Origin of the sequence: Hymenobacter sp. PAMC 26628 (genome assembly GCF_001562275.1) — a bacterium.
Taxonomy (GTDB): domain Bacteria; phylum Bacteroidota; class Bacteroidia; order Cytophagales; family Hymenobacteraceae; genus Hymenobacter.
The window spans coordinates 4,204,325-4,223,649 of record NZ_CP014304.1 but is presented as its reverse complement, the minus strand read 5'-3'; the positions used below and the strand labels follow the sequence as shown (position 1 = coordinate 4,223,649).

Genomic DNA, 19,325 nt, shown 5'->3' with positions numbered 1-19,325 from the left:
TCGTTTTGATTTTTATCTGCGTTGGGTACTGGCCCGAATTCCCTTACCAAGCAGAGAATCGCCGAAACCATCGCCGCTCGTTACAACCGACTACCACGCACGGGAGTCGGCCATGAACGAGTATTTTAGGCGTGCTCCTATAGCTCTATATGAAGTAGAAAGCTTTTTGGAGGAGCTGCTTGGCGAGCAGTTTGAGGCAACCCTTGGGTGCAAAGCAGATAGTGAAGATTATAAGTACGTTGCCGACGTAATCCAGGAAGAAACACAAGAGCTTAATCCTGTCCCTATTAACGTAGCGCGCGCTCTTGAATGGTTACGTGAGCAGATGGTGCGCCTAAATAATGCCGAGGCGCTGCTAAGCGGTGCATCCGCACCTCCTACGAATGCAGTAGAGGAGCTAAGCTTGGATTCAGCAGAACCGACAAAGCCACTTGTCGTTCAATCCGTTACTGAAACCAGCCGGAAACTCAGTATACGGCAAGTGGCTCTATTGCACATTTATCGAGGTTCTGCCGCCATTATCAACGATGCAAAACAAGTAGCTCTCGACGCTGGGTACAAAAAGCCCACGAGCGGGCAGCAGTTAAAGGGACACTACAATAAATTAAGTCGCCAAATTAGTAACCGCATAGGTGTAGAAGGCAAAGCATCAACTGATATGGCGAAAGACATATCAAAGGTTATTCCATACCTCACTGGAGCAGCCCAACAGCAGGCTGAAAGAGAGTTGCAAACAATTAAAGCGAAATCGTAGGTACTGGGAATGTCCTCAGCACCTACTCACGGCTTGTGTAAACCACCGCGTAAACCAAAACCAAAACAGCCACCCATCTTTGCAGATAAGTGGCTGATTATGAACGAGCGAGAAACGAGGTTCGAACTCGCGACCCTCAGCTTGGGAAGCTGATGCTCTACCAACTGAGCTACTCTCGCGGGGTGTTTGGTAAGGCAAAAGTACGGCGCCGGGGCCAATCGGCAAGCTCGGCCGCTAAAAACCCGGCCGCGGCGGGCGGCGTATGAAACGGGGTATGGCCACCGCTCCCCTTTCGCCCGCTACCCGCCGCCTCCTGGGGTGGATGTTTCTCTGGACCGGTATTTTGCTGGGGCTGGGCCAGTTGATTCGGCTGAGCATTGCGGCCTATGCGTGGTCCATCGAGGGCATTGAGGGCGGGCTGGAAGTGGGCCTGGTGCTGCTGTACCTGCTGGGCCTGGTGGGGGCCAGCCTGCTGGTGCGCTACGGCCGCCAGCTGCTGCGCGGCGGCCGGCTGGCCGACGGCCCGGCCAAAGAAACCATCCTCTAATGCCTGCCCCGGGGCCCGGTTGGCCAGCGGGCCCCACCTTTGCTGCCCTTATGTCGTCTCCCCTCCGCATTGCGCTGGCCAAGGCCAACGCCGCCACCGCCGCCCAACTGGCCGAATTGGGCCGCCAAACCTTCCAGGATACTTTCGCCGCTACCACCGCGCCCGCCGACATGGCCGCGTTCCTGGCCGCCACCTTCGGGCCCGAGCAGCAGTTGGCCGAACTGCAGGATTCGGCCAATACTTTCCTGCTGGCCCACATGCAGGGGGCCGTGGTGGGCTACGCCAAGCTGCGTGAACCCTCGGCCCTGGGCCTGCCCGCAGGCGAAGACGCCCCCGCCGGCCGCCTCGAAATTGAGCGCCTCTACGTGGCCGAAGACTGGCTGGGCACCGGCCTGGGCGCGGCCCTGATGCGCGCCGTGCTGGCCCTGGCCGAGCAGCTGCACTGCTCGGCCGTGGTGCTGGGCGTGTGGGAAAAAAATACCCGCGCCCTGGCGTTCTATCAGCGGTTTGGCTTCCGCGAAATCGGGGCCCACGACTTCCGCATGGGCCAGACCTTGGACCGCGACCTGATCCTGCGCAAAGGCCTGGCCGGCCGATGAGGGCCCACCCGGGCGGCGGCCCCGCCACGCACCGGCCCGCCGGGGCCCCATCCGCCCCGGGGCGGGGCTTGCTGGCCGCGGCCCGGCGCGGGCCCGGGCGGCTGGTGCTGCTCGCACTGGCCGGTGCCCTGGGGTTGCCGGCCTGCCAGCCGGGCGGCCCCGGGCACGCCGCGCCTGCCCCGCCGCCCGTGGGCCACTACGCCGGCACAGTGCAGCTCGCCGCTGGGCAGCCCGCCCAAGCCGTGGCCCTGGAGCTGCGCCACCCGGCTCCCGGCCACTACACCGCCGAGCTGACGGGGCCCCCGGCCCTGCGCTTCGTGGCCGATACCGTGGCGTTCCAAGGCGGGGAGCTGCACCTCGTGCGCCCCGGCCGCCCCGGCGAAGCACTGGCCCTGACCCTCGACGGTGACTTCTGGCGCGGCACGCTGCGCCTCGATTCGGTGCAGGCGCCCATGCTGCTGGTGCGGCGCGGCCCGCCCACGCCCACCATGTACCGCGTTGGAGAAGTGCCCCAGGCCCAAGGCTCGGCCTGGCTGTTTGCCCCCGCCGACGTGCGCACCGCGGGCGCCGGCTTGGCCCTGCTGCCCGATGCCGCCACGGGCCCCGCCGCCGCCATCTGGGCCGATGCCCTGGCCCGCTACGGCCTCACCGTGCTGCTGCTGCCCGCCACCGATTCGGCCAGCCCAGCCCCCGCCGGGGCCCTGCTGGCCGCCGCGCGCCGCCTGCTGCGCAACACCGCCGGCGTGGACACTGCCAACATCGGCACCTGGGCCACCGGCCCCCGCGCCGACGCCGCGGCGTTGGCGCTGGCGGCCCCTGGGGGCCCCCGCACGGCGTTTTTCATTGTGCAAAACGCGCCCGCGGCCGCCGCCAGCCGCGACGCTTACCGCGCCCTGGCCCGCCAAAAGCTGCCCATGTTGGGCCTGTACGGCGGCGGCGGAACCAGCAGCGCCGCGGCCGCCGGCTTGCGCGGGGCCCTGCGCAGCCCCGCCGTGCGCACCTACCGCGCCGCCGGGCCCGATTTGCTGGTGCCCGGCCCCGGGGGCCCCACCTTCGCCCCGGGCCTGCCCGATGCAGTGGTGCAGTGGCTGCCCCGCCCGCAGTAAGGGGCCCTAAAGTTGGTTGTGTTGGTTACAAGATAGCACGGGGTGGTCCGGCGACTTTTTCAGTCGTCGGGCCACTCTGACTACGGCCCGGGGCCCCTGTTTAAGGATAAAAGTGGCCCGACGACTGAAAAAGTCGCCGGACCACCCCGTGCTTGCCCTTCGCCAACTGCTACTTACTTCCGAAAGCAACGCTGCGCGCCGGTTTAGCAAATGCCCCCGAAGCTGGCGCTACTGCGGCAACTCCACCGTTACGCGGTGGGCCAGCGGCGGGGCCCCGGGGGGGGGCGGCGCGGCGGGCAGCGGGCGCGGACTATAAATGGCGCACAGCGAATGGCTTACCACGTACAGGTGGCCGGGTGCGGCGGCGGGCAGGCCGTCGAGCAAGCCGGCCAGCACCTCCCAGCGCGGGGCTCCGGGCTGGCGGCTGGCGTCGTGCCACACCACCACAGTTTGGGGCCCCACGAGGTGCGCAAACACGCGGGCTGTGTCGCGGCGCACGGCCTCGTAGTGGTGGTCGCCGTCGATGAAAATCAAATCGAACGGCGGGTCCAGGCCGGCAAAATCGAAGGTGGCGGAGTTGCCGTGCAGGTGCGTGACGTTGGGCAAGTCCTGCGAGAAAAATCCGTGCAGGCCGATGTATTCCTCCGCCAAGCCCAGGGCCCGCATCTCGGCGGCCGACAGGTTGAGGGTGTGGACCGAGGCGGCCACGGCGGCCACATTGGCCGCGCTCTCGCCCCGCCAGGTGCCGATTTCGAAGTAGCGGCAGCCGGGGCGCTGGCGGGCCAAGCCGCGCAGCAGCAGCAGGTCGGTAGGCAGCGAGCCGCCCTCCTCGAAGGCGAAGGGCGCCGCGGCATCGGTGCCACTTGGGGGTAGGAAGTGGCGCAGCGGCACCACCGGCAGCCCCTGGGGCCCCACGCCCCAGCGGGCGGCGTGGGCCCCGGCCCGGCGCTGCCAGGCGCTGGTGTCGGCGGCCAGCACGGCGTTTAGCAGCCAGGGGTTGCGGGCCAGACGGACAAGGGCAGATAGGGTTTTGGAGAGGCGCGACACGGGTGCGAAGCTAGGCCCGCCGGCCGTAGCGCGGACTTTGTAGCCCGCGGCTCTCGCTTTGTCCTGCCGATTACCGTGCGGCGACCGAGCAGCGCCGCGGACTGCAGAGTCCGTGCTACGGATCGTGCAGCGACCGTTCAGCCGCGTGGACTCGCAGCGTCCACGCTACAGCAGCAGCAGGCCTTTTTCGCGCAGCAGCTGCCAGGCGGGGCTTGTGAGGAAGGCGTCGAAGGGGCCCGCGACGGCGGGGAAAGTGGCGGCGGCTTCTTTCAGCAGCACTTTCGTGTCGTAGTCGTGGCTGAGGCGCACCAGCAGCTCGTGCAGCCAGCGGCCGGCGGCTTCGGGGGCCTTTACCTCGAAATCTTCGGCCTGCTCGTAGCAGGTGAGGACGGCGCGGGCGCCTTTTTTGCCGGCCTCCACGCGCAGCTCGGGGGCGTTGCCGAGCCAGAACAGGCGCTGGTTTTGCTTAGCGAAGTCGGGCTTCTCGGGGGCTTGCAGGGCCTGGGCCACCAGCTGGCGCGGGGTGGTGGTTTTGGGCGTTTTGAAGTCGAACCAGAAGCCCAGCGGCTCGTCCAGGGCCACGCCGTGGAGGTAGTTGTAGAGGCTTTTGGCCAGGCCGGGGCCGAAGGCTTCGTGGTCGGTGCCCAGGGGGTCGTCGTGCCACAGGTCGTTCCAGGCGAAGCCGGCGGGCTCGGGGCCCACGGCGGCCACTTGGTACTTGGCCGGGTTCTTCCCCACCGGCGAGTGGGCCGTCATCGAGAAGCGGTGCCAGTAGCCGCTCTGCACCACGCCGGCGGCAAACAGCTGCCGCACAACTTCCAGCGAATCAACGGTTTCTTGCGCCGTTTGGGTGGGGAAGCCGTACATGAGGTAGGCGTGCACCATGATGCCGGCCTGCGTGAAACCGTCGGTGACGCGCGCCACCTGGCCGATGGTGACGCCCTTTTCCATCAGCGCCAGCAGCCGATCCGACGCTACCTCCAGGCCCCCCGAAATGGCGATGCAGCCCGAGGCGGCCAGCAGCCGGCAGAGGTCGGGCGAGAAGGTTTTCTCGAACCGGATGTTGCCCCACCACGTGATGGCCACGCGGCGCCGGAGCAGCTCCACGGCCAGGTCGCGCAGAGCCAGGGGCGGGGCGGCCTCGTCCACGAAGTGGAAGCCGGTTTGGCCGGTTTGGGCAATGATTTGCTCGATGCGGTCCACGAGCAGCGTGGCCGGCGCGGTTTCATAGCGGCTGATGTAGTCGAGGGTGACGTCGCAGAACGAGCAGCGCTTCCAGTAGCAGCCGTGGGCCACGGTGAGCTTGTTCCAGCGGCCGTCGCTCCAGAGGCGGTGCATGGGGTTGAGCACTTCCAGCACCGAGAGGTAGTCGGTGAGGGGCAAATCGGAGTAGTCGGGCGTGCCCACTTCGGGGTGCGGCACGTCGGGGTGCGGGTGGTTGACGTACTGAATCTCACCCGCTTCGTCGCGCAGAAACGTGCGTTGCAGCTCGGTTTGCGGGATTTTGCCGGCCCAAAAGTCAAACAAGCGAAGCCAGGGCCCCTCGCCGTCGTCGAGCGTGAGGTGGTCGATGTAGTCGAAAAAGCGCGGCTCCTGGATGGTGCGCAGCTCTGTGTTGGGGTAGCCGCCGCCCATGATGGTCCGCGTTTCGGGGCAGGTTTGCTTGATGCGTTGGGCCAGACGCAGGGCCCCGTAGAGGTTGCCAGGGAAGGGCACCGTGAAGCCCACCACGTCGGGCTGCGTGCGGGCCAGCAGCGCGTCCAGCTCTTCCAATAGTAACGCATCCAATAAGTTAGCGGGGGCTTGCAGGGCCTGATGCAGCGGCTCGAAGCTGGTGGCGGAGAGGGCCAGCTTTTCGGCGTAGCGGGAGAAGCCGAAGTGGGGCCCCACGGTTTCCTTGATGAGGTCGGCCAGGTCCTCCAGGTAGAGCGTGGCCAGGTGGCGGGCCTGGTCGGTGAGGCCCATCGTGCCGAAGGCGGATTCGAGGTCGGCCACGTTGTCGAAGCGGCTGGCTTCGGGCAGAAAGCGGCCGTGGCAGATGCGCGGGGCCAGCGTCAAGTCCTTGTTTTGCAAGAACCTGACCACCGGCGCCACGGTGGCCAGGTAGCGGTTTTGCAGCCGCAGCATCCGCTTGGCGTTGTCGCTGAGATTGAAATCGCCGGCTTCGATTTCGGCAAACACCCGCTTCAGCCCATCCACCGAAAACAGGCGCAGCACCAGCTGCAGGCCCAGGTCGGCCTGCGCCACGTCGTAGCCGCGGCCCTTCAAAAACCCCTTGATGTAGGCCGTGGCCGGGTACGGGGTGTTGAGCTGCGTGAGCGGCGGGGTGATGAGCAGGATTTTGGGAGCGACGAGCGACACGGTAGCCTTCAACCCGGCCAGGGGGCCCCGGGTTCAGTGGCCGCAAAGGTCGGGCGGGATTTGCGGGTGCGGGGCTGTACCTTTTGCCAAGCTGTTTGGGGAGTTAATGGCACGTCATGCTCGTCTGGCGTACGCTTCGACAAGCGTACGCCAGATGAGCATGACGTTCAACTTTGAATCTCCATATTCCTGAACACCTCCTACATCTTCATGCCGCCCATCTTGCTGCCGCCCATCATTTTGCCCATGCTCATCCAGGGCGCGTTCAGGCGCACGTACACCGAGGCCGAAAGCGGCACCTGGCCGTAAAGCGGGCGCAGCGCGGCGGCCGGCACGTAGCCCGTAAGCTGGCCGCCGACGTGCACCTCGGGGCCCCGGAAATCGTCGGCGGTGAGGCGGTAGCTGGCCCCCAGCGTGAGGGCGTGCACGTTGAACACGGCCGCCAGCGGCTCATCGGCGGGGCCCTGCAAGTAATAGCCCAGCTCCTCGCTGTCTTTCTGCACGAACTCGTAGCGGCCGTAGAACGTGGGGCGGCCCAGGGTGAGGTTGGTTTCGGCCAGCACGGCGTGCTCGGGGTGCGGGGTAGAGCCCTGGTTCATGCCCCAGATGAGGGCCGAGGCGATGTAGTGGCGGGCATCGCCAAAGTGGTGGCTGTGCAGGATGCTGGCCGTGGTGCGGGTCACGTTCTCGTCGGGGTGCAAGTCTTCAGGGCTTTTGATGAAGGCGCGGCTCACTTGCAGCGCCAGCTCGCGGCCGGGGTTCCAGTTCAGGCGGGCGGCCCAGGAGTCGGCCCGGGGCTTGTCGAAATTGTAACGGTGCTCGTCGGGCTCGCGGCCGGTGAAGTTGCTGCCTTCCAGCTTAAACTGCTTGTAGCGCACGCCCAGCGTGGCCACCCCGAAGGCGATGTGCGTGGCGTCGGTCCAGTGGTGGGAGAGGGGCGCGTCGGGGTTGGGCATGGCCGAAATGCGGTGCATGAAGGCCACCGGCCCGATGGCCGGCTCGCCGGGGTAGCCCAGGTACAGGCTCACGTCCACGTCCTGGCTCACGGCGTGCACGTAGCCCACGCTCAGGCCCGAAAATAGGTCGTGCGGGTGCTGCTTGTCGATGAGCGGCTGACCCTTGTAGCTCTCGCCGGTCTGGAACAGCAGCGGGTAGCCGCCGCGGGTTTCCGTTAGCGCGTCGAGCGACATCATCAGCGTGAGGTTCAGCAGGCCGTGGGCCCCCACGTTGCGCTGGGCCATGGCCATGCCCCAGTTGGGGCCGTCCACGGCGTTGGCGTGGCCGCGGCCGCCGCTGTGGTTGAAGTTCTGGCTGGTGTAGCGGCCGTAGGCGCCGCCGTGGGCCATCACCATCCAGGGGCCCTTGTGGGTCATCCACATGTACATCGGCGTGGCGTCGGGCTGCCAGCTGGTGGCCGAGCCGTTGCGGCTCATGGGCAGGTTGCGCGAGGTGGCGGCCGACATGGTGGGCCCGCCGTCGGCGCCGCCCATGTCCATGCCCGCGTGGTCCATGCCCGGCATGTGCTCCATTTGTTTTTTGGGGCGAGCGGTGTCGGCGGGCATGGCCATGCCGGGCATGGCGCCGGGCTGCTGGGCGTGCGCGGGGGCCCCGGTCAGGGCCACCAGGCCGGCGGCCACCAGGCTGGCGGCGGCCCGCTTGGGGCCCCGGGCGGCGGAAGGATGTAACGGTGTGTGCATGGCCTTATAACGCTCGGTTTCCCCGCCCGGTTTTCACCCGGGCCAACACCATTCGGCCTGGCATCAACAGGATTTGGGGCCCCCGCCGAATGGTGTAGGCTTTTGGCCGAATGCTGCACCACCCCGGCGGCCGGGGCCCCGTAAACCAGTCCAAGCAGCGCGTTGCCGCTTATTTATTCAACTTATTCCTGCCTCAGTACATGGCCATTTCCACTGACCCCCGTCCCGCCCACCAAGACGTCCTCGATGCCCTCGCCCGCTGCGTAGCCGCCTGCGAGCACTGCGCCACCGCCTGCCTCGGCGAAGACAACCTTGCGATGATGGTGCCCTGCATCCGGCTCGACCGCGACTGCGCCGACATCTGCCGCCTCACCGCCGCCTTCATCGCCCGCGGCTCCGACCACGCTCCGCACGTGCTCAAGGAGTGCATCGAAATCTGTCAGAAGTGCCACGACGAATGCGCCCAGCACCAGCACGCCCACTGCCAGCAATGTGCCGCCGCCTGCAAAGCCTGCCTGGAAGCTTGCAAATCCTACAAATAATTGCCCTGTAGAGACGCGGCACTTCGCGCCTCAATCGCTGCTCGGTCGTGGCAATGCTGTATCGGTCAGCTCAAGCCGGGCAGTGTTCAACCGGATATTGGCCGAGGCGCGAATCGGGCATTTATAGAGGCGCGAAGTATCGCGTCTCTATAGCTATGAACCAAAAAGGGGCCCCTACCGATTTGGTGGGGGCCCCTTTTATATGCCTGAAATCGGGGCTTTACAGCGCGTCGAGCGAGAGGCGGGGGGGCAGGACCTGGCGGCGGAACTCGCTCACGGAGTGGCCCGTGACCTGGCGAAACTGGTTGCTTAAGTGCTGGCCCGAACTGTAGCGCATCTGGTCGGCAATCTGGTTTAGGGTGAGCTCGCCGTAGCTAAGGAGCTCCTTCACGTGCTCAATTTTGAGGCGGATGAGGTACTTCTCGATGGTGAGGTGGGCGGTGCGCGAAAACACCTTGCTGAGGTGCGAGTAGGTGGCGGCCAGCCGCTCGGTGAGGAAGGCCGAGGTGGTGAGCGGCGAGCGGGCCGTGCGCAGGTGCTCGAGGTAGTCGGCGAGCAGGGTTTTGATTTGTTCGGTGAGCTGCTCGGCGCGGCCGCGCAGCAGCTCGAAGCCGGCGGCTTCGAGCAGCGGGGCCACGGTTTCAGGGTCGACGGGGGTGGTGGCGTCGAGCTCGGCGGTGCCCAGCGTCACGGTTTTGGTCTTGTAACCGGCGCGCTCCAGCAGGTTGTGCACGGCTTCGACGCAGCGTGGGCACACCATGTTTTTGATGTATAGCAAGTTCGTAGACATATAACTAACGTGTTGAAGACCGCCTTGCGGCGGCGGTGGAAGATGTGGAACGAACGGGCCCCCGGGCCGGAGCCGGGCGGGAGCGGCGGGCCGCCGGAGCCGGCGACGATGCCGCCCAGCCCCGGCCAAACCAGTGCTCGGTGGCCCAGCTCACGAAGGGCACCACGGCCAGGAAGGTAACAGCCAACAGCCAGAAAAAGATAAAGAACGCCGGGGCTAGCCGGCCAAAGAAATGCCCGTCGGCCCCAAATACGTACCCCACCAGCGCCAGGGCCAGCCCCAGGCTGACGGCGGCCAGCACGCTCACCCGCCGCCACGGCCCAGGGGCCAGGAAACGGGCAAAGCGCAGGCGCGGCAACTGGGGCATGGAGGGGAATTGGGCAGGTGAAATTACACGGAAATTTATAAGGGCCCCGCGGGCCGGGCCGCTACAACGTGCCCCGGCCCCGGAATAGTGCCCACCGCTACGCCAGCACCGCCAGCAGCTCGCGCTGCAACGATTTGCCCTGGTCGGCGGTGTACCACTCGTTCATTTGGCGCACGATGGCGGCGGTGTGCTGCTCAGGGTCGGAGTGCAGGCGGTGGGCCAGCGCCTGCGCTTCGGCCGGGCGGGGGCCCCACTCGGCCACGGTGGCGCCGGTGGCCGCGTCCTGCATCACTAGCTTGGGAATGCTGTCTTTGCCGTTGGTTTGGTGGGCAGCCATGAAGGCGGGGTGCTCGGAGCGCAGCAGCACGTGCAAAGTCACGCGGCCGCCGCTGCCCTCGGCCAGGTGCGCCAGCAGGGGCAGCTCGTGGGCGGTGTCGCCGCACCAGGCCTCGGCCAGCACCAGCCAGCGCTGGGGAGCGGGCAGGTGGCGCAGGCGGTCTACCAGCTCGGGCAGCAGGGGCAGGGCGTAAGCATTGTCGAGGTGTTGCTGGTTTTGCTCGGTGAAGCGCACCAGGGCGGGGCCCTGGTCGGGGCCGGTGGTGCGGCGCTCGGCGGCCAGCGTGCCCACCAGGGCCCGGAACTCGGCGTAAGTATGGGCAGGGGCCGGCAAAGTAGCGGAAGCGGAAGAAGCGGACATGAACGGGGACGTGGGGCGAAAGAGCCGGGCAAATTAACCGGCGGCCGGTGAGTTAACCCAACCCGAGGCCAGAGGTTACGTTTACCTTTGCACCGGGGAGTTACCGCCGGGCTGGTTTTAATCTTTTTGCTTTGTCGCCATGAAAAACTGCTTGCGCCCCCTCCCCGTCTTGCTGGCCGTTGCTTTCGTTGGCGCCTTGGCCAGCTGCAGCAACCCCGACCACCCCGGCGAAACCAACGTCGAGAACGGGGGCGACAAGTCCATCGTGCCGCGGGAAACGGCGCCTCCTACCGGCGGCGACTCGGCCGTGGCCGGCCTGCACCGCAACGCGCCGGGCCGCCCCACCGGCGAGCAGCTTTATGAGCACGCCGACGAGCACGTAGACCACAACCACGACGGCAAGGCCGACCATTAGCGCCACGCTGTTTACCCACGCCGTTACCCACGGCTTTTCCTATTTTCGCTTACCTTATGAAAACCCTTTTTCGTCCCCTCCTGCTGGTTGCCGCCGTGGCCGCCGGCCTCAGCGTCAGCGCGTGCGGCGATTCGAACAAATACGGCTCGACCCACGTGGAGGAGAGCGGCCCCAAGCACGGCGACATTATCCAGGCCAACCCCAGCGGCGACTCCATTGTGGCCGGCCTGCGCCGCCCCGGCAAAGCGCCCAGCCAGGAGCAGGGATACGAGGCCGCCGATACCCGCACCGACAGCAACCACGACGGCAGGTCGGACAAGTAATACCATTTAACAACCAGCGACGGACTGGGCCCCATGCAATGGCATTGCTCGCCGCTGGTTGTTCAGAAGCTGTCCGACTAGGGGCTATCGTGCTGACGCAGAAAGCAGCTTATCACCGCTGAACGGCTTGTTCTACCTTGATAGGCTGCTTTCTGCGTCAGCAGAACAGCCCCTAGTCGGATACTTCCTAATTTGGATAGCTTCTGATTGATAAATGCTAAACAATTAGCGCCGGAAGCTGACGCCCAGGAAATACTCGCGGTCGACGCCGTGGGTAACGGGCAAGTGGGCACCAAAATCGAGCTGCACGTTGTCGTTGATGTCGAGCTGGGGCCCCACGTTGATGGAGCTGCCCCACGACCTCTGGCGTACGTCCCAATAGCCCACCAGCTCCACAAAGGCCTGCACCACCTTGCTGAACTGATAATCGGTGGTGAGCGTGGGTGTGAGCTGAAGGTAGCGCGACTGGGTGTCGCGGTCCCAGTACACGGACCCCGCCACCTGCCCGCCGATGCTCCAGGGCTTGGTGATTTGGAACACCGCGGGCAGCACCGCCCCGTACTCCACGGCCCCGTCGCCGCGGGGGCCCCCGGTGGGCAGCGTCACGTAGCCGATCAGGCCCAGGGCCCAGCGGCTGTTGTCGTCGCCGGCGATGGTGTGCTTAATGCGCAGCCGCACGTCGCCGAAGCCGTGGTACAGCTGCGACTGACCCGGGTCGCTGTTGTCGTAGTTGCGGGTGTCGGTGTATGAATCGATGCCGACCTGGAAATCGGTTCGGTCGGTGAGGCCGATTTTGGCCAGCGCGTGGTTCACGTACCAGTCGTGGCCGTAGGTGCTGCCCTCGCGCCGCGTCAGCAGGCGCAAGGCGTCGGTTTCGTACTGGAAGTGGCCCGCGTCCACCGAGTACGGGCTTTCGGTGATGCCCGGGCGGTCGGGCACCATGGGCCGCATAAACTTGCGCGGCGTGGGCTTGAAAATGGTATAGTGACTTTTGTCGACGGAGACGGTATCGTTCAGCAAGGCCTTGTTGGCCCCGCTGGTTTTGTGGGTCACGGGGGCTTTTTGGGCGGCCGCCGGGCGGGCCCCCGCCAGCGCCAGGCCCAGGGATAGATAGAACAGCTTCATGGCGGCAGATTAAAAGGACATTAAAATTTGCCCCCAATACGCAGCGCCCGCCCCAGCGGCTGAAAACAGTTGGATGACGTAAGGAAATGGGTCTGAGACTAACCAGAACGTCATGCTGAGCGCAGCCGAAGCATCTCTCCCGCTCACTAAATGATTAGTTAAGCAGTAGGGATGCTTCGGCTACGCTCAGCATGACGTTCTAACTAGTACGTTCCCAAAGGCCTTTCCAACACCTACTCAGAACGGCACCACCACTTTCAGGCCCACGTTGCGGCCGGGGTTGAAAATGCCGGTGCGGCCGGTGGGCGTGGTGGCGTAGTACTCGAAGTACTTCAGGCGGCTGAGGTGGGCCTGGTAGGCGGTGTTGAGCACGTTGTCGGCCTGCGCGAACACCTGCACGGCCTCGCGCCCGGCGCGGGTGCGCCAGGTGGCGCCGGCCCCCAGGCCCAGCAGCACGTAACCGGGTGTGGCGGTTTCGGCCCCGTCCACGGCGTAAAACTGGGTTTGGCGGGCCGTGGCGTCCAGCCCCACCCGGACGTAGGCGCCGGCCACCCGCCCGGGCCGGGCGGGGGCCGTGGCGCGCCACTCGGTGCGAGCCTGCGGGGCCGGAATAAGCGGCAGGTAGCGGGCCGGGGGCCCCAGGCGCTCCAGCAGCGCGGCGTTGTCGTTGAGGCCGCGCACCAGGGCCGCGCCGGTGCGCCAGCTCAGCCAGGGCAGGGCGGTGGGGTGCACGTTCACGCTGATTTCCAGGCCGTAGAGGCGGGCGGCGGCTTGCTGGTACTGGTAGGTAGCGTTGCCGGGCACCACCTCCACGGGCTGGCCGGCGGCGTCGTAGAGCCGGGCCTGGTAAATGAAATTATCGACGTGGTTGTGGAAGATTTCGGCGCTGGCGTCTACGGCCGGCGACTGCCACAGGGCCCCCACGTCTTCCTGTAAGCTGAACTCGGGGCCGAAGCCGCGGTTGCCCAGGTACACGATGTGGGCCCCGGGGTCGAGGCCGTTCGAGCCGATTTCGGGGATGTTGGGGGCCCGGTAGCCGCGCGCCACGTTGGCCCGCAGCACCAGCCGGGGCCCCAGCGCGTAGCTGCCGCCCAGGCTGGCCGACACGCCCCGGTAGCGGTTCCGAAACGCCGGAAACGGCAAATCGGCCCCCGCCGCGCCCGCCCCCGCGGCCCCCGCGAAGCCCGTGGCCGGGTTCGGGGCCACGTAAAAATCGTCCCAGCGTACCGCGCGGGTGTCGTAGCGCAGGCCGCCGGTCAGCTCCAGGGGGCCCAGCGTTTTCTTCAGCACCCCAAAGCCGCCCAGGTCGAAGAGCTGGTAGGCGGGGATGGGGAAGTCGGTGGCGTTGAGGTGCTTATTGAGCTGCGTCATGCCGTTGCCGCCCACCGTCAGCTCGTAGCCGCGCCAGGCTGGCAGCAGGTAACGTGTCTCGTAGCTGTAGGTGGTGAGCTGCAAATCGAGCCCCGCCTGGGCCGGCGCGGTGGGGTGGTTGAACTCCTGGCGGTGGTTGCGCTGGGCCCCCAGTAGCAGGCGCAGCTCGCCGCCGCCCAGCCGCACGGTGCCCCGCCCAAAGGCCCGGTAGTGCCGGATGCGCTGGCGCAAGTCGCTGAGGACGTAGCGGTTCAGTTCGTCGTCCGTCACCAGCGGCCGGTTCTTGATATTGTCGGCCCCGCTCTCCAGCACCTGCCGCGTGAAGCGCCGGCTGAGCGAGTCGCGGCTGCCGTCGGGAATTTCCTGGCGGTTGTCGTAGGCCGTGAGGTAGCCGTGGGCGCTGCCCCAGCTTTTTTGCACGCCCACCATGCCGGTGAGGGCCAGCTCGCGGTAGCCGGTGTTGTACACCGGGCCATCGGCGGCGTTGCGGTAGTCGCGGGCCAGGTGGTGGCTGGCGCGCAGGCTGGTTTGGAAGCCGTTCTGCTGGTAGTTCAGGCCCAGCGAGGTGCCAATTAATCCATTGACGCTCTGGTACTCGGCCAGGGCTTCGCCGTGCAGCTCGCCGCTGGGGCCCTGGGGCAGGGCGGGCAGCAGGTTCACCACGCCGGCCACCGCGTCGGAGCCGTAGAGCAGGCTGGCGGGGCCCTTCACTACCTCCACCCGCTCCACGTCGTAGCCGTCCACCTCCAGGCCGTGCTCGTCGCCCCACTGCTGGCCTTCCTGGCGCAGGCCGTTGTACAGGGTCAGCACCCGGTTGTAGCCCAGCCCGCGGATGAACGGCTTGCTGATGTTGGGGCCCGTGGTCACGGCGCTCAGGCCGGGCACGCCGCGCACCGCCGCGTCGATGGCGTTCGTGTTGGCATTAAGCTGCATTTCGCGTCGGCTGAGGGCGGCAATGGGCACGGGGCTGCGCCGAAGCTCGGTGGCCCGGCCCACGCCCGTCACCACCACCTCGCCCAGGCCGGCGGGCGCGGCCACCAGCACAAAGTCAACGGCGACAGGGGCCCCGGCCGGCCCCGAAACGGCCACTGCCCGCTCGGCCGGCGCGAAGCCCACGGCGCTGGCCCGCAGCCGCTGGGGCCCCGGCGGCACCCCGCGCAGCTGGTAGCGGCCGGCCGCGTCGGCGGTGGCCCCCAGGGCCGTGCCCACCACGCCCACCCCGGCAAACGGCACCGACTGGTGCCGGCCGTCGCGCACGGTGCCGCTCACCTCAACGCTTTGGGCAAAAGTCAATTGAGAAATAAAAAGCAAGGCGAGGAATAATATTCTCATAGATATTTTCTTAGATATTAAGAGGCACGACGAAGCCGACCCGCCGTGGAGCGGGGGAAGTAGGAGATAGGTGATCGAGCGGCTGTGCTTGTTCGCTGGCCACAGTTTAGCGCGGAGCGCGTAACTGCGAGCCGTGGTACGGGGTGAGTTTGCAACTCACGGCCGCGTAACGGCCAGGCAGGTTGCGCAAATAGGTCGTTCCACTTTGCGAGTTGCAAACTCGCCCCATTTACCAGCCAGCAGTTACGCGCTCCGCGCTAAATTGCGGCCAGTGAAAAGCCTAGCCACCCCCGGGGCCCTAGCCCACCGCGGTTTGCCAGAGCAGGTACACGTTCAGCACGATGATGATGGCGGAGACGGCCCAGGCGGCCACTTGCACGCCGGGGCGGTTGGCGAACACGCCCATTTTCAGCTTGTCGCCGGTGAAGAGCACCAGCGGCACCACCGCAAAGCTGAGCTGCAACGACAGGATGACCTGGCTGAGCACCAGCAGCTGCCCGGTGCCCCGCTCGCCGTACAAGATGGTGACCACCAGGGCCGGTACCACGGCAATGAGCCGCGTGATGAGCCGCCGCACCCAGGGCTTGAGCTTGAGGTCGAGGAAGCCTTCCATCACAATTTGGCCGGCCAGCGTGCCGGTCAGCGTCGAGTTTTGGCCCGAGGCCAGCAACGCCACGGCAAACAGCACCGAGGCCGCGCCCGCGCCCAGCACCGGCGTGAGCAGCTTGTGGGCGTCGGCGATGTCAGCTACGCTGTCGTGGCCCTTGCCGTGGAAGGCAGCGGCGGCCGTGACGAGGATGGCCGCGTTCACGAAAAACGCCAGGAACAGCGCCACCGTCGAGTCGATGGTGGAGAACTTGATGGCCGTGCGCTTGGCCGTTTCGTCCTGCCCGAAGGCCCGGGTTTGCACAATGCTGGAGTGTAGGTACAGGTTGTGGGGCATCACAGTGGCCCCCAGGATGCCGATGGCCACGTAGAGCATCCCGGGGTTCATCACCACTTCGGGGCGGGGCAGCAGGCCGCCGGCCAGGGCCCGCCAATCGGGCCGCGAGGCGATGATTTCGTAGAGGAAACAGAAAAAAATCAGGAGAATGAGCCCCCCAACCAGGCTTTCGATGAGCCGAAAACCTTTGTGCTGGAAAAACAGCACCACCAGCACATCCAGCGTGGTGAGGACGACGCCCCAGGCCAGCGGCAGCCCAAAGAGCAGGTTGAGCGCAATGGCCGAGCCGATGACTTCGGCCAGGTCGCAGGCGGCGATGGCAATTTCGCACATGGCCCACAGCCCCAGGCTCACGGGGCGCGAGTAGTGGTCGCGGCAGGCTTGGGCCAGGTCGCGGCCCGTGGCGATGCCCAGCTTGGCGGCCAAGTGCTGCAAAAACATGGCAAACAAGCTGGAAACCAACACCACCGACAGCAGCGTATAGCCGTAGCGGGCCCCGCCGGCCAGGTCGGTGGCCCAGTTGCCGGGGTCCATGTAGCCCACGGCCACCAGCAAGCCGGGGCCCCAGTAGGCCCGGAACTTCCGCCAAAACGAGGCCCCCGCTTCGGGCACCGCAATGCTGCCGTGCACCTCGCTCAGCGAGTTGGCGCGGCGGGCGTGGCGCCAGCCAGCATCGGCGGGATTGGCAACGGCAGTGGAAACGGCGGGCACGGCAGTGGAAGAAGCAAACTCAGTCATGGTACACTACAAAGGTAGGGCAGATTTTTAGGTTAGTCTAAAAATTAATTTTAAACGACCTAAAATACGCCGAACCTGGGGAAAAGTTGCGGGCTGGCCGGCGGCCGGGGGCCCCCAAAGCGCGACCTTTGTCGGCCCGTTTTGCTTTTATACATGACTGCGCTGGCTCAAACCAAAACCCGCCTCGGCCTGCTTTCCCTCGTGGTGAGCGTGGCCCTGGTGGCCATCAAATTCTACGCCTACCACCTCACCCGCTCGCAAGTGGTGCTGACGGATGCCCTGGAAAGCATCATCAACATCTTCACCAGCGGCTTTGCCCTGTACAGTCTGTACCTGGCCGGCCTGCCCAAAGACGAGAACCACCCCTACGGCCACGGCAAAATCGAGCACCTGTCGGTGGGCTTCGAAGGGGCCCTAATTTTTATAGCCGGGGCCTACATCCTGTACTCGGCCACGGGCAGCCTGCTGCACCCGCACGCCGTGGCCCGGCCCAGCTGGGGCGTGGCGCTGCTGGCCACCACGGCGGTGGCCAACCTGGGGCTGGGCTTGTACCTGGTGCGCCAGGGCCGGGCGCTGAACTCGGTGGCTCTGGTGGGCGACGGCCAGCACCTGTACATCGACGCCCTGACGTCCATTGTGTCGTCGGGGGCGCTGCTGCTGGTGGCGGCCACTGGCGTGGTGCGCATCGACGGCGGAGCGGCGCTGCTGCTGGGCGGCTTCATTCTGGTGAACGGCGGGCGCATGGTGGGCCGCTCGGTGGCGGGCCTGATGGACGAAACCGACACGGCCGTCGTCACGGAGGTCATCGCCGAGCTGCAAGCCCACCGCCGGGCCCCCTGGATCGACGTGCACAACCTGCGCGTGCAGCGCTACGGCGCCAACCTGCACATCGACTGCCACATGCAGATGCCTTACTACTTCAGCCTGGAGCACGTGCACACCGAGCTGCACGACATCGAGGAGCTGATTCGGGAGAAGTTTGCGGTGGAAGTGGAGATGTTCGTCCACGCCGACCCGTGCACATTTGCCGCCTGCTCGCTCTGCCGCGTGGCCGACTGCCCGGTGCGCGAGCACCCCTTCGAGCACGCCGTAGTGTGGGACCTGCACAACGCCGTGCGCAACGAGCGCCACCGGCTGTAGGAAAAAGGCATTTGATGAGCGGCGGAAGGAGGCTTCACGCGCAGCACGGGGGCAACGGCCAACTATATGTGGTACGTTTGCAACCCGGCCGGTCACCCACGGCTCTTGTGCTACAACCTCCTTTCTACTTCGCTATGAAAATCCACTTTTACACCACGCTCCCCGTCTTGTTGGTGGCGCTGAGCCACGCCCCCGGGGCCCTGGCCCAGGCCGAACGCGCGACGCCGCTGGAAGCTGTGCCTGCTACGTCCGCCGCGCCGGTTCCAGCGCGGCCCTTTCAGGTGGCCTACCTGCGCATTGGCCTCGGCACCACGTTCGATGCCTACAAAGCCTACCGCTGCACCCGCCTCGCGGTGGAGTACGCCCCGATGCTGACGCGCCACGTGGGGCTGGCCGGGCGCCTGGTGGGCGTGGCGGGCACGCCTTCAGACTCAGGGCCTTTCGGGCCTTGGATCTACCAGCTGCCGAACCAGAACTACAAATCCGGCCACGCGGAAGCCGAAGTGCTGTTCTACCCCTTTGGCAATGCCAAGCGGATACGCTTTGCGGTTGGGGCCGGCGGCTTCGCGGGTTACTATAAACTCAACGGTTTCAGTTCGGCGAGCTTGCTGGACGGCAACGTTGTTGCTTACCAATTGCTCTCGGAACAACGAGTCTACGGCGGCTACCTGGCCTCGCTGAACCTGGACGTGGCCCTGGGCCCGCAACAGCGCTGGCTGGTGGGCCTGCGGGTGGCGCAGCAAAAGGGCGCCGGCGGCGTAACCGACGTGCCCTCCGAAACCCTCACGCTGGCCCGCCGCCTCTGAGCCGCTGGGGCCCCAGTTGCCCTTATCTTGGCCGGCGTACGCTACTTTTTCGATGGCCAGAATGCCAGCTGAATACCACGAAACCTCCGAGGACGCCGCATCCGCTACAGCCCGCGGCCGGCGCCAGCGCCTGGCCGGGGCGGCGGCCACCACCGCTACCAAGTTGCTGCCGCTCGTGGCCCTGCTCGACGCCGTGCAGCCAGCGGCGGCGCAGGAATCAGTGTTCCGCGTGCGGCGCAAGAAAATTCAGGTGCACTTGGCCTTGGTATACAAAGAGTTGCAGGCGGAGCGGCCACGCTGCCGGACCCTAGCTCACGCCTTCCAGACCCTGGCCTACTTGGTGCGCGAAGAAACTCGCGACATCAGTCCCGACGAGCTAAAGCAGGCCGCTAAAGAAGTGGCGCTGGCCACCCTCAAAAACGCGCCCGCCCTCCTCAACGCCGCCCACCAGGCGCGGTTGCTATCGTAGGGGCCCGGCGCCTACTTGCTGGGGCCCCCGGCACTCATCCTGCCCAACGGCTGCCTTGCCAACCCGCTGAGCGTGCGGCTATACGGCTTCTGGGGCTTCGAGAAAGTAGGCGAAACCCTGCCCCGGGACTACGTGCCCGGTGCGGTGAAGTAGGCT

The 19,325-nt window shown here is 66.3% G+C and carries 20 protein-coding genes and 1 tRNA gene; 11 read left to right on the top strand and 10 right to left on the bottom strand.

Going from position 1 to position 19,325, the window contains the following annotated elements:
* The first annotated feature begins 112 nt into the window (after positions 1-112).
* Positions 113-754, top strand: coding sequence for a hypothetical protein (locus AXW84_RS25155; RefSeq protein ID WP_157887107.1), 642 nt, complete (start codon positions 113-115; stop codon positions 752-754).
* 106 nt (positions 755-860) lie between these two features.
* Here AXW84_RS25155 and AXW84_RS18375 read toward each other — a convergent pair.
* Positions 861-933: transfer RNA gene (locus tag AXW84_RS18375), tRNA-Gly, on the bottom strand.
* Between the two features lie 95 nt (positions 934-1,028).
* Here AXW84_RS18375 and AXW84_RS18370 point away from each other — a divergent pair.
* Genes AXW84_RS18370 through AXW84_RS18360 form a run of 3 tightly spaced genes read left to right on the top strand, consistent with a single transcriptional unit; the run spans position 1,029 to position 3,006 of the window.
* Positions 1,029-1,301 (top strand): hypothetical protein, encoded by a 273-nt coding sequence (locus AXW84_RS18370; protein WP_157887106.1) that lies wholly within the window; start codon positions 1,029-1,031, stop codon positions 1,299-1,301.
* Positions 1,302-1,351: 50 nt separating this feature from the next.
* Positions 1,352-1,900 carry a GNAT family N-acetyltransferase gene (locus AXW84_RS18365; protein ID WP_068236605.1) on the top strand — a complete coding sequence of 183 codons (549 nt, stop codon included), beginning with the start codon at positions 1,352-1,354 and terminating at the stop codon, positions 1,898-1,900.
* The gene (locus AXW84_RS18360) at positions 1,897-3,006 is read left to right on the top strand and encodes a hypothetical protein (RefSeq protein ID WP_068236602.1); all 1,110 of its coding nucleotides are present in this window, start codon (positions 1,897-1,899) and stop codon (positions 3,004-3,006) included. Before AXW84_RS18365 ends, AXW84_RS18360 begins: the two co-directional genes overlap by 4 nt.
* Before the next feature lie 228 nt (positions 3,007-3,234).
* On the opposite strand, the gene AXW84_RS18355 is transcribed toward AXW84_RS18360, so the two are convergent.
* The 3 genes from AXW84_RS18355 to AXW84_RS18345 form a co-directional block, all read right to left on the bottom strand.
* Positions 3,235-4,053: a class I SAM-dependent methyltransferase gene (locus tag AXW84_RS18355; RefSeq protein WP_068236599.1), complete on the bottom strand. Its 819-nt coding sequence runs from the start codon at positions 4,051-4,053 to the stop codon at positions 3,235-3,237.
* 165 nt (positions 4,054-4,218) lie between these two features.
* The gene (locus AXW84_RS18350; RefSeq protein WP_068239692.1) at positions 4,219-6,414 is read right to left on the bottom strand and encodes a B12-binding domain-containing radical SAM protein; all 2,196 of its coding nucleotides are present in this window, start codon (positions 6,412-6,414) and stop codon (positions 4,219-4,221) included.
* Positions 6,415-6,614: 200 nt separating this feature from the next.
* On the bottom strand, positions 6,615-8,111 hold the full coding sequence (locus AXW84_RS18345; protein ID WP_068236596.1) for a hypothetical protein: 1,497 nt from the start codon (positions 8,109-8,111) through the stop codon (positions 6,615-6,617).
* Between the two features lie 200 nt (positions 8,112-8,311).
* On the opposite strand from AXW84_RS18345, the gene AXW84_RS18340 reads away from it, so the two are divergent.
* Positions 8,312-8,653 carry a four-helix bundle copper-binding protein gene (locus tag AXW84_RS18340; protein WP_068239689.1) on the top strand — a complete coding sequence of 114 codons (342 nt, stop codon included), beginning with the start codon at positions 8,312-8,314 and terminating at the stop codon, positions 8,651-8,653.
* Between the two features lie 220 nt (positions 8,654-8,873).
* On the opposite strand, the gene AXW84_RS18335 is transcribed toward AXW84_RS18340, so the two are convergent.
* From AXW84_RS18335 to AXW84_RS18325, 3 genes are all read right to left on the bottom strand, one after another.
* The gene (locus AXW84_RS18335) at positions 8,874-9,443 is read right to left on the bottom strand and encodes an AraC family transcriptional regulator (RefSeq protein ID WP_071892276.1); all 570 of its coding nucleotides are present in this window, start codon (positions 9,441-9,443) and stop codon (positions 8,874-8,876) included.
* A gap of 4 nt (positions 9,444-9,447) precedes the next feature.
* Positions 9,448-9,810 (bottom strand): hypothetical protein, encoded by a 363-nt coding sequence (locus AXW84_RS18330; RefSeq protein ID WP_068236590.1) that lies wholly within the window; start codon positions 9,808-9,810, stop codon positions 9,448-9,450.
* Positions 9,811-9,907: 97 nt separating this feature from the next.
* Positions 9,908-10,507: a thioredoxin family protein gene (locus AXW84_RS18325; protein ID WP_082773974.1), complete on the bottom strand. Its 600-nt coding sequence runs from the start codon at positions 10,505-10,507 to the stop codon at positions 9,908-9,910.
* Between the two features lie 139 nt (positions 10,508-10,646).
* On the opposite strand from AXW84_RS18325, the gene AXW84_RS18320 reads away from it, so the two are divergent.
* On the top strand, positions 10,647-10,922 hold the full coding sequence (locus tag AXW84_RS18320) for a hypothetical protein (RefSeq protein ID WP_068236584.1): 276 nt from the start codon (positions 10,647-10,649) through the stop codon (positions 10,920-10,922).
* Positions 10,923-10,978: 56 nt separating this feature from the next.
* The gene (locus AXW84_RS18315; protein WP_068236581.1) at positions 10,979-11,245 is read left to right on the top strand and encodes a hypothetical protein; all 267 of its coding nucleotides are present in this window, start codon (positions 10,979-10,981) and stop codon (positions 11,243-11,245) included.
* A 225-nt stretch (positions 11,246-11,470) separates the two neighbouring features.
* Here AXW84_RS18315 and AXW84_RS18310 read toward each other — a convergent pair whose 3' ends face one another.
* The 3 genes from AXW84_RS18310 to AXW84_RS18300 form a co-directional block, all read right to left on the bottom strand.
* Positions 11,471-12,370 (bottom strand): transporter, encoded by a 900-nt coding sequence (locus AXW84_RS18310; RefSeq protein ID WP_068236578.1) that lies wholly within the window; start codon positions 12,368-12,370, stop codon positions 11,471-11,473.
* A gap of 237 nt (positions 12,371-12,607) precedes the next feature.
* Entirely contained in the window at positions 12,608-15,034 is a 2,427-nt protein-coding gene (locus tag AXW84_RS18305; protein ID WP_236943163.1) for a TonB-dependent receptor, read from the bottom strand.
* A gap of 337 nt (positions 15,035-15,371) precedes the next feature.
* Positions 15,372-16,727: an Nramp family divalent metal transporter gene (locus AXW84_RS18300; RefSeq protein ID WP_071892926.1), complete on the bottom strand. Its 1,356-nt coding sequence runs from the start codon at positions 16,725-16,727 to the stop codon at positions 15,372-15,374.
* Positions 16,728-16,907: 180 nt separating this feature from the next.
* On the opposite strand from AXW84_RS18300, the gene AXW84_RS18295 reads away from it, so the two are divergent.
* From AXW84_RS18295 to AXW84_RS25150, 4 genes are all read left to right on the top strand, one after another.
* Positions 16,908-17,894, top strand: a complete 987-nt coding sequence (locus tag AXW84_RS18295; RefSeq protein WP_068236573.1) for a cation diffusion facilitator family transporter — start codon at positions 16,908-16,910, stop codon at positions 17,892-17,894.
* A 134-nt stretch (positions 17,895-18,028) separates the two neighbouring features.
* Positions 18,029-18,700: a hypothetical protein gene (locus tag AXW84_RS18290; RefSeq protein ID WP_068236570.1), complete on the top strand. Its 672-nt coding sequence runs from the start codon at positions 18,029-18,031 to the stop codon at positions 18,698-18,700.
* A gap of 61 nt (positions 18,701-18,761) precedes the next feature.
* Positions 18,762-19,169, top strand: a complete 408-nt coding sequence (locus AXW84_RS18285) for a hypothetical protein (RefSeq protein WP_068236568.1) — start codon at positions 18,762-18,764, stop codon at positions 19,167-19,169.
* Between the two features lie 15 nt (positions 19,170-19,184).
* The gene (locus AXW84_RS25150; RefSeq protein ID WP_157887105.1) at positions 19,185-19,322 is read left to right on the top strand and encodes a hypothetical protein; all 138 of its coding nucleotides are present in this window, start codon (positions 19,185-19,187) and stop codon (positions 19,320-19,322) included.
* Positions 19,323-19,325: the final 3 nt, after the last annotated feature.

Excerpts from the sequence above, each read along its gene's own strand:
- AXW84_RS25155 (WP_157887107.1), top strand. The coding sequence starts at position 113 with ATGAACGAGTATTTTAGGCGTGCTCCTATAGCTCTATATGAAGTAGAA.
- AXW84_RS18370 (WP_157887106.1), top strand. The coding sequence starts at position 1,029 with ATGGCCACCGCTCCCCTTTCGCCCGCTACCCGCCGCCTCCTGGGGTGG.
- AXW84_RS18365 (WP_068236605.1), top strand. The coding sequence starts at position 1,352 with ATGTCGTCTCCCCTCCGCATTGCGCTGGCCAAGGCCAACGCCGCCACC.
- AXW84_RS18360 (WP_068236602.1), top strand. The coding sequence starts at position 1,897 with ATGAGGGCCCACCCGGGCGGCGGCCCCGCCACGCACCGGCCCGCCGGG.
- AXW84_RS18345 (WP_068236596.1), bottom strand. The coding sequence starts at position 8,111 with ATGCACACACCGTTACATCCTTCCGCCGCCCGGGGCCCCAAGCGGGCC.
- AXW84_RS18340 (WP_068239689.1), top strand. The coding sequence starts at position 8,312 with ATGGCCATTTCCACTGACCCCCGTCCCGCCCACCAAGACGTCCTCGAT.
- AXW84_RS18335 (WP_071892276.1), bottom strand. The coding sequence starts at position 9,443 with ATGTCTACGAACTTGCTATACATCAAAAACATGGTGTGCCCACGCTGC.
- AXW84_RS18330 (WP_068236590.1), bottom strand. The coding sequence starts at position 9,810 with ATGCCCCAGTTGCCGCGCCTGCGCTTTGCCCGTTTCCTGGCCCCTGGG.
- AXW84_RS18325 (WP_082773974.1), bottom strand. The coding sequence starts at position 10,507 with ATGTCCGCTTCTTCCGCTTCCGCTACTTTGCCGGCCCCTGCCCATACT.
- AXW84_RS18320 (WP_068236584.1), top strand. The coding sequence starts at position 10,647 with ATGAAAAACTGCTTGCGCCCCCTCCCCGTCTTGCTGGCCGTTGCTTTC.
- AXW84_RS18315 (WP_068236581.1), top strand. The coding sequence starts at position 10,979 with ATGAAAACCCTTTTTCGTCCCCTCCTGCTGGTTGCCGCCGTGGCCGCC.
- AXW84_RS18310 (WP_068236578.1), bottom strand. The coding sequence starts at position 12,370 with ATGAAGCTGTTCTATCTATCCCTGGGCCTGGCGCTGGCGGGGGCCCGC.
- AXW84_RS18295 (WP_068236573.1), top strand. The coding sequence starts at position 16,908 with ATGACTGCGCTGGCTCAAACCAAAACCCGCCTCGGCCTGCTTTCCCTC.
- AXW84_RS18290 (WP_068236570.1), top strand. The coding sequence starts at position 18,029 with ATGAAAATCCACTTTTACACCACGCTCCCCGTCTTGTTGGTGGCGCTG.
- AXW84_RS18285 (WP_068236568.1), top strand. The coding sequence starts at position 18,762 with ATGCCAGCTGAATACCACGAAACCTCCGAGGACGCCGCATCCGCTACA.